At 56.9% G+C, this 7,980-nt stretch carries 7 protein-coding genes; 6 read left to right on the top strand and 1 reads right to left on the bottom strand.

What is annotated here, in order from left to right:
• Positions 1–797 (bottom strand): aminopeptidase P N-terminal domain-containing protein (locus NCN04_RS04950; protein ID WP_250395357.1); only part of this gene is annotated, 797 nt, incomplete at its 3' end.
• 113 nt (positions 798–910) lie between these two features.
• On the opposite strand from NCN04_RS04950, the gene NCN04_RS04945 reads away from it, so the two are divergent.
• The 6 genes from NCN04_RS04945 to NCN04_RS04920 all read left to right on the top strand — a co-directional run.
• A complete protein-coding gene (locus NCN04_RS04945; RefSeq protein ID WP_048347144.1) occupies positions 911–1,924 on the top strand; it encodes a CNNM domain-containing protein in 1,014 nt (337 codons plus the stop codon).
• Positions 1,921–3,270, top strand: a complete 1,350-nt coding sequence (locus NCN04_RS04940; protein ID WP_250395355.1) for a GTP-binding protein — start codon at positions 1,921–1,923, stop codon at positions 3,268–3,270. Before NCN04_RS04945 ends, NCN04_RS04940 begins: the two co-directional genes overlap by 4 nt.
• Positions 3,267–3,845: a nicotinate-nucleotide adenylyltransferase gene (locus tag NCN04_RS04935; protein WP_250395354.1), complete on the top strand. Its 579-nt coding sequence runs from the start codon at positions 3,267–3,269 to the stop codon at positions 3,843–3,845. Before NCN04_RS04940 ends, NCN04_RS04935 begins: the two co-directional genes overlap by 4 nt.
• 6 nt (positions 3,846–3,851) lie before the next feature.
• Positions 3,852–5,573 (top strand): NAD+ synthase, encoded by a 1,722-nt coding sequence (locus NCN04_RS04930; protein ID WP_250395353.1) that lies wholly within the window; start codon positions 3,852–3,854, stop codon positions 5,571–5,573.
• Positions 5,574–5,643: 70 nt separating this feature from the next.
• Positions 5,644–6,783 (top strand): alanine dehydrogenase, encoded by a 1,140-nt coding sequence (ald, locus tag NCN04_RS04925; protein WP_250395356.1) that lies wholly within the window; start codon positions 5,644–5,646, stop codon positions 6,781–6,783.
• A 157-nt stretch (positions 6,784–6,940) separates the two neighbouring features.
• Positions 6,941–7,980: nitroreductase family protein (locus NCN04_RS04920; RefSeq protein WP_250395352.1), on the top strand; the 1,040-nt coding region annotated here is incomplete at its 3' end.

Raw genomic sequence — 7,980 nt, 5'->3', positions numbered from 1 at the left:
CGGCCATTCACAGGAAAAGTGCGGGTGATGTCACCGTTGTAGTAGTCACCGATTGAGCACCCGGCATCAATCAGCAACAGATCACCGTCTTTAAGCAAGTCGTGATTATCGATGTAATGCAGAACGCAAGCGTTATCACCTCCTGCAACGATTGAGCCATAGGCAGGCCCCCGGGCCCCTTGATCGAGGAAGTGAAACTCAATGAGAGCTTGCACCTGTCGTTCACTCATCCCAGGCTTGACTGCGGCACGCGCCAACTCATGAGCCTCGGCTGAGATACGGCAGGCCTCACGCATCCGATCGAGCTCCGCAGGTTCTTTGCGCAAGCGAAGTTCATGCAACACCGGGCAGGGCGCCACCAGCCCAAGAGCCGCGGCTCCCCGTCGCGAGGCGCGATCCAATTGTTCAGCCCAAACCTCAAGCACCACGGACTCAACCGCAGGGTGATGTCCGGTGCGGAAGGCGATGCCCTCAGCATCTTTCAGATACCCACGCAGATGTGTGGCCAATTCAGAACGCGGATGGGCCACATCAGCACCGAACTGATCAACAGCTCCCTCAGTCCCCCAACGCCGTCCTGTCCATACCTCCGCTGCGGGCTCACGAGGGTTGACAAACAACACGTAGCGCTCGCCTTCAGGCCGATGCGGCAAAAACAGGGCGACGGCATCCGGCTCATCAAACCCTGTGAGGTACCAAAAGTCGCTGTTCTGACGAAAGGGCCACTCACAGTCGGCATGGTGTGTCACCAGGGTTGCCGCTGGAATTACAGCAGCCGCACCGCCAAGATGGGCCATGAACCGCTGACGCCGCTCGGCGTAACCCTGAGCATCAATTGGGAGCGAACTATGAACCACGACGGAGACAGTGCACCAGATAAACGTCAGGATGGCAGGCAAAGCACCCAGGCATGACTCACGACCTGCTGATCCTGATTCTGCTGGTGGTCGTGGTCCTTACAGGATCCGCCTTGTGTTCTGGTGTTGAGGCGGCTCTGCTCTCCGTCAACCCTGTTCGCGTTCTCGAGCTCGCGGGTCGATCCAAACCGGTTGCCGGTGCGCGGAGATTGGCCCAGCTCCGTCAGCGACTCGGCCGAACCTTGTCGGTTCTGGTGATTGCGAATAACGGCTTCAATATTTTCGGCAGTTTGATGCTCGGTGGCTACGCCGCTTGGCTGTTCGAAGACATGGGCATCAGCGCGGTGGCGCTACCCCTCTTCTCCATTGGTCTCACCGTGCTGGTGATTCTTTTGGGGGAGATCCTGCCCAAAGCGTTTGGCACCAGACTGGCGCTGCCTGTCTCACTCGCCAGTGCACCGGTCTTGCACCTGCTTGGCCTGCTGATGCGTCCACTTGTCCTTCTGCTGGAGAGGCTGCTGCCGGCCATTACCCAGGAGAGCGAGCTCAATACGGACGAAGAGGAGATTCGCCTGCTGGCCCGTATGGGATCCCAAACCGGCCAAATCGAAGCCGATGAAGCGGCGATGATCGCCAAGGTGTTTCAACTCAACGACCTCACCGCTAGGGATTTGATGACACCAAGGGTTGCGGCTCCAAGCTTGGATGGCGCGAGCACATTGATGCAGCTGAGGTCTGCCCTGCTCGACAACGACGCCCAATGGTGGGTGGTGCTGGGTGACGCTGTGGACAAGGTTCTGGGGGTTGCAAGTCGCGATCGCCTGCTGGCGGCACTCGTCCAAAATCAAGGTCAACTCACCCCGGCAGATCTCAGCGAGCCCGTCGAATTTGTGCCTGAGATGATTCGTGCCGATCGACTGCTAACAGCCTTCCGGCGCGACAACAGCGGAGTCCGCGTTGTGGTGGATGAATTCGGCGGGTTTGTCGGCGTGATTGGCCCTGATGCGGTCCTCGCCGTGCTCGCTGGCTGGTGGCGCAAGTCAGCAGGAGCCACTGGGTCGCCATGACGGCCTCCTCGCTTCCATCCACCACTGAGCGCTGCCTCACGCTTCTGCAAACCTGGCGATCTCAGCTCCAGCTCAATCGCCGGGAACAAACCGTGTTGGCGGGTTCGATCAGAACCTTAGACCTGCAATTAGACCGCTTATCGAATCGAAACCTACGTATCGCAGTGTTCGGCCGCGTGGGAGTGGGGAAATCAAGCCTCGTCAATGCGTTGATCGGCCAAGAGCTCCTTGCCACTGATGTAGCCCACGGCTGCACCAGACAACAACAGGCGTTGCCTTGGATGATCAGTATTCCTGCGCTCAACACGATTGAACTCGTCGACACTCCAGGAATTGATGAGGTTGCAGCAGCAGCGCGAGGCCGACTGGCAGCGCGGGTGGCCCTCCAGTCCGATCTTGTGCTGCTCGTGTTGGATGCCGACATCAGCCGGGTGGAGCTCGATGCCTTGGAGACGTTGATCCGCAGTGGCAAACCGGTGCTTCCCGTGCTGAACCGCAGTGATTGTTGTCCTCCAGACCAACTCGAGAGCCTCCGACAGAGCATCAGCAAAAGAATCCAGGAGCGGTGTTACCACAACCATCACGCAAGAATTCCTGATCCGATTGCCGTGTCGGCCGCTCCTCGCAAAGCCTGCCAACGATCCGATGGCCGGGTCCGCAGCGAGCGCCAACCAGCGGTTGTGCATGCGCTGCGCACTGCGGTGATCAATCTGCTGCAAACGCAAGGCCAAGCCCTCTTGGCCTTCAACGCACTCCGCCAGGCTGAACGGCTCCAACAACAACTGGAACTAGGGCGACTGGAGCGCCGAAGACAAGAAGCGCAAGGCCTCATCGGCCGCTATGCAGCACTCAAGGCCACGGGGGTTGCGGCCAACCCCTTAGTGCTACTCGATCTAGCCGGAGGATTGGCCTGCGATACCGCCTTAGTGGTGCAGCTCTGCCAGCTCTATGAGCTGCCGATGGGAGGCCCTGCAGCACGACGGCTGATACAACGGCTATCGGGGCATAACGCCCTGTTGGGAGGCGTCCAACTGGGTGTTCAGCTCGCATTAGCTGGAGTCCGGCAGCTTTTGCTCATCGCCGCCCCCTTTTCAGGAGGCTTAAGCCTCGCTCCAGCAGCCCCCGTCGCCGTAGCCCAAGCGGCTCTAGCTGTACACACCACCCGCAGAACCGGTCGTCTCACAGCACATTGGCTCGTGGATCAACGCGGTCGAGGACGGCGGAGCCATCCAGCGCCTACGAGCCTCATGCGCCGCCTCGTTCGTAGCGACACCAATATGCAACGTCTGCTCGCAGACTGGCCATTGCCGCTGAATCGGCCCCGACGTGATGGGCTGTTGCCATGACCGCAACAATCGCCCTGCTCGGCACCAGCGCCGATCCACCAACGCTTGGGCATCAGGCTCTCCTTGAAGGCCTTTTGAATCACTTTCAACGCGTCGCCACCTGGGCTAGTGACAACCCCATGAAACGCCACGATGCCTGCCTCGAGCTTCGCAGTGAGCTGCTCCACACCTTGGTGAAAGCGATCGACAACCCAAGGGTGGACATCAACCAAACCCTCAGTAGCCCGTACACCATCACCACACTTGAACGGGCTTCGCGTTTATGGCCCCATCACGACCTGTGCTTTGTTGTGGGCAGTGATCTCGCCGCTCAAATCCCCCATTGGAAGCACAGCGACCTTTGGCTCAAGCGCTGCCGACTGGGGGTGGTGCCGCGAAAGGGTTGGCCACTGCAGCACGATCACCTGGAACGACTCCGCCATCTCGGTGCACGGATCACCGTGCTGCCCCTACAGATTCCGGAGACAGCCAGCTCAAGCATTCGCGAAACGAGCACGGCAGATCAAATCCCAAAACCACTCTGGCCCCTCGTCTTGCAGCACAATCTTTACGGACTCCAAGACGCTCCTTCCTGAATCGCCATGCGCATCGCCCTGGCCCAGACCAATCCTCTGGTGGGCGATCTGTCCGGGAACGCCAAGCGGCTTCTCGAGGCTTGTCTCAAAATCAGCCATCAGACGCAGGGCACCCCCCCCGCCCTAGTGGTGAGCCCGGAGCTTTCACTCTGGGGCTACCCACCTCGAGACCTGCTGTTAAGTCCTGAACATCTCCAGCAGCAAAGCGAAGCCCTTACTCAGCTGCAGCAGGGGCTTCGCCATGCCCTGCCGCAAACTGCCCTGCTGGTGGGAATGGTGGAGCCTGCACCGGACCAGCAACACCCAAGACTCTTCAATGCGGCAGCCCTGGTGGAGGCCAACCATTGGCGCGTCGTAGCCCGCAAACAGCTCCTTCCCACCTACGACGTCTTTGATGAATCGCGTTATTTCAGACCTGCCGATCAACCCAGTGTTCTGAGCTTTGAAGCTGATGGACAGGATTGGCGATTGGGTCTCACCATCTGCGAGGACCTATGGGTTGAGGACGCACTCCAAGCGCAACGCCTGATGGGACCGGATCCGGTCGAAAACCTAATCCCGGAGGACGTAGATCTCTTGTTGAACCTGTCCGCATCCCCCTACGGAAGAAGCAAAGCATCAATCCGGCATCAGCTTGCCGCCCGCGCCGCCCAACGTCTTGATTGCCCAGTGATTTATGTGAATCAGGTCGGCGGCAACGACGAGTTGGTGTTCGATGGCGGCAGTTTCGTGGTGGCTGCCACCGGTGAAGTGGAGTTGCAACTTCCCTCCTGCCGTGAAGCCATCGCCTGCTGGGACAGCACTCATAGGAGTGCCGGATTACCAGCCAACACAACGGACTCATCTGAAAGCGCTGATCACGAACAACTGTTTCAGGCCCTTGTGCTCGGCGTGCGTGACTACGCCGACAAATGCGGTTTCCAACGCGCTCTGCTGGGGTTGAGTGGCGGCATCGACTCAGCTCTCGTGGCTGTCATCGCCACAGCAGCGCTGGGAGCAGACCGCGTTCAGGCGTTGCTGATGCCCTCTCCCTGGAGCTCTATTGGGTCCATCGATGATGCAGAAGCGCTTTCAAAACGCCTAGGGATTTCCACCACAACTGTGCCAATTCAAGGCTTGATGCATGGCTTTGAGGCCACCCTCACCCCGGCCCTAGATCAGGCGCCGTCGGGGGTCACGGCGGAAAATCTGCAGTCACGCATTCGGGGGACCTTGCTCATGGCCGTCGCCAATCAACAAGGACAGCTCTTGCTCTCAACGGGCAATAAATCAGAACTGGCTGTGGGGTACTGCACCCTTTACGGCGACATGAATGGAGGACTTGCCGTGATCGGTGATCTCTACAAGTCAACGGTATTTTCCCTCTGCAGCTGGTTAGACAGCCCCGATGCGATGGGATGTCGCAAAAAACTTGGTCTCTTAGAGCACGACGACTTGATCGGACTAGAGATCCTGAACAAACCGCCGAGTGCGGAGTTGCGTCCAGACCAACAGGACAGTGACTCCCTTCCCGACTATGCAACGCTCGATCCACTTCTGAAGGATCTGATCGAAAAGCACAGCTCTGGAGCTCAATTGATCGCAGCTGGTCATGACGCGGCTGACGTGAAACGGATTGAGCAACTCTTTCGACGCGCGGAATTTAAACGCCGACAGGCTCCTCCTGTCTTGAAAGTGAGCCAACAGGCCTTTGGGACCGGTTGGAGGCTCCCGATCGCCTCCCGCTGATTTCAACTCGCTTAGACCAGTGGCCAATCCGGCTGAGCAGGGTCAGATTGAAGAATCGTCTTCGGCAGCCATGGCCCAATCTGTACTGACGGCACCGATGGCCACCATCGGAGTCCCCACAGAAATCAAGGCGGATGAGCAACGCGTCGCGCTCACACCGGATGCTGTCAAAGAGCTCGTGACCCATGGGCTAGAGGTACGGATCCAGAGCGGTGCTGGCTCCGGCGCAGGAATTGATGACGACGCCTTCGCCGCAGCAGGCGCCCAGATCGTGGATCAAGAACAAGCCTGGGGAGCTCACTTGGTCGTGAAGGTGAAGGAACCACAGCCTGAAGAATTCCGCTTTTTGCGAAATGACATGGTGCTATTCACCTACCTGCACTTGGCGGCTTACCCAGAAGTGGGAGAAGCCCTTCTCGCAGCTGGCACCACTGGAGTTGCTTATGAAACCGTGCAACTGGAAAACGGAACCCTGCCGCTGCTAGCACCCATGAGCGAAATCGCTGGCAGGCTTGCAGCACAGGTGGGGGCTCGGCTGCTCGAACGGCCGCAAGGAGGTCGAGGCGTATTGATCGGAGGTTGCACAGGAGTACAACCAGCCCGGGTGGTCGTTCTGGGTGCGGGCACCGTGGGCTGGAATGCAGCACGTCTGGTGGCAGCAATGGATGCCGAAGTGATGCTTCTGGATCGCTCTCCCGAACGTTTACGCAGCCTGGAGGCCTGTCGGAGCGGACGCCTGATGAGCATTGTGAGCAGCCGCGGGCTTCTCGAGAGACTGATACCCACCGCTGATCTACTGATTGGCGCCGTTTTAACCCCTGGAGGCAGGGCACCAACGCTGGTGGATGAATCCATGGTGAAAGGGATGAAACCAGGCTCAGCGATTGTTGATGTGGCCATCGATCAAGGCGGTTGCATCTCCACTAGCCGCGAAACGACTCATACCAACCCCACCGTGAACATCCACGAAGTGCAGCATTACGCCGTGGGCAACATGCCCGGCGCCGTCCCGTTCACCTCCACCGAAGCACTCGTGAGCGTGACATTGCCCTACATCGTTGGCATTGCAGGACGTGGCCTAGAGGAAGCGGTCACAGAACGCCCTGAATTGCTTTCTGGACTGAATACCGTGCAGGGATCCGTATGCCATCCAGGCGTAGCAAAGGCATTGGACGTACCACCTCGTCATCCCATGGCCTGCTTGCGCTGATCAAGATCACACTTTGCAGGAGGAGATGATAAAAAAGATTCAATTTATGCAAAGACAAAGGTTGCAAAGCAATAACATTCAACACCTCACCAAAAGCGCCTAGTTTACAAAGGCAACTTTCAGCTAACAACTCAAATCAAGCTCCTAGGTCACAGGAATGTCGAGATACTTATTCCGCGAAGGTGTAAACATCAACAATGATGGCAACAACATCATCATCTCAACCCCCTACGCAACACGATCAAGTCCAAAGCAGCAAACGTTATGCGTCACAGACGCGAAAGAGCCACTAAAAAAACTTCTACAAAATCTTTTTCTAGATGGAATTGAAAGCAATCAAACCTTAAAAACTCCAGAAACGTTAGCCTCCACCACTACATCATTAGACCTTGAGCTACAACTTCAGGCTCTCTATAAGGCAGGCTTGCTGATCCACGAAATCGAAGGGAGTCATGGCATTGCCATGCGCCTGCTACCGATCAACCCCGGGCTAAAGCAACAACCCTGTCCAGACACCAATAACGAATTCAAACTATCAAGATTTACGAGCATTGAACCCTGCCTAGAGGGCCTCGATATCACATCACCTTTAGCACCAACAACATTGCGCTTACAAGATCATCGGCTGTACCCACTCATCCAGAGGCTTGTATCTCCCTGCAAATTAGCCAGCATTAGTCATCTCCTACCTGAAGATCTACGGACTCAATATCGAGATATCATCTCCCTCTTTCTATCATCCGGCATGGTCGGAATTTGCAACAGCGAACACAACGCAGAGATCGATCAAGAGGCGATCAGGGCAGGCTGGAACAAGCAGGACCTGAGCTTTCACAACCATACGCGTCGCCATATTATTGATCGCTGCCAAGAAGAGTTATTGCACAGAAACATCAACAGGCCGCCACCACCAGCCAGGAATCAAAGAATCATCCTCAGCACAGTGCCTTTACCACAACCAAAAATCAAGAAACAGGACGCGGATTTCTACCAAATCATTCGGAAGCGGCAAACCATTCGCTCCTACAATTCAAATCCTATTACGCTGGAAGCATTAGGAAATCTGCTCTGGTATTCCGTACATACCCGAGAAGAAATCATCTGCGATCCAGCACTACCACGATCGTACGAAGGTTTACTGAGGCCTGTCGCGAGTGCTGGAGGCCTCCATTCAATCGAGCTTTATCTATGCATTAA

This window comes from Synechococcus sp. MU1655, assembly GCF_023630655.1.
GTDB lineage: Bacteria > Cyanobacteriota > Cyanobacteriia > PCC-6307 > Cyanobiaceae > Synechococcus_C.
This window is presented reverse-complemented; position numbering and strand designations above follow the sequence as displayed.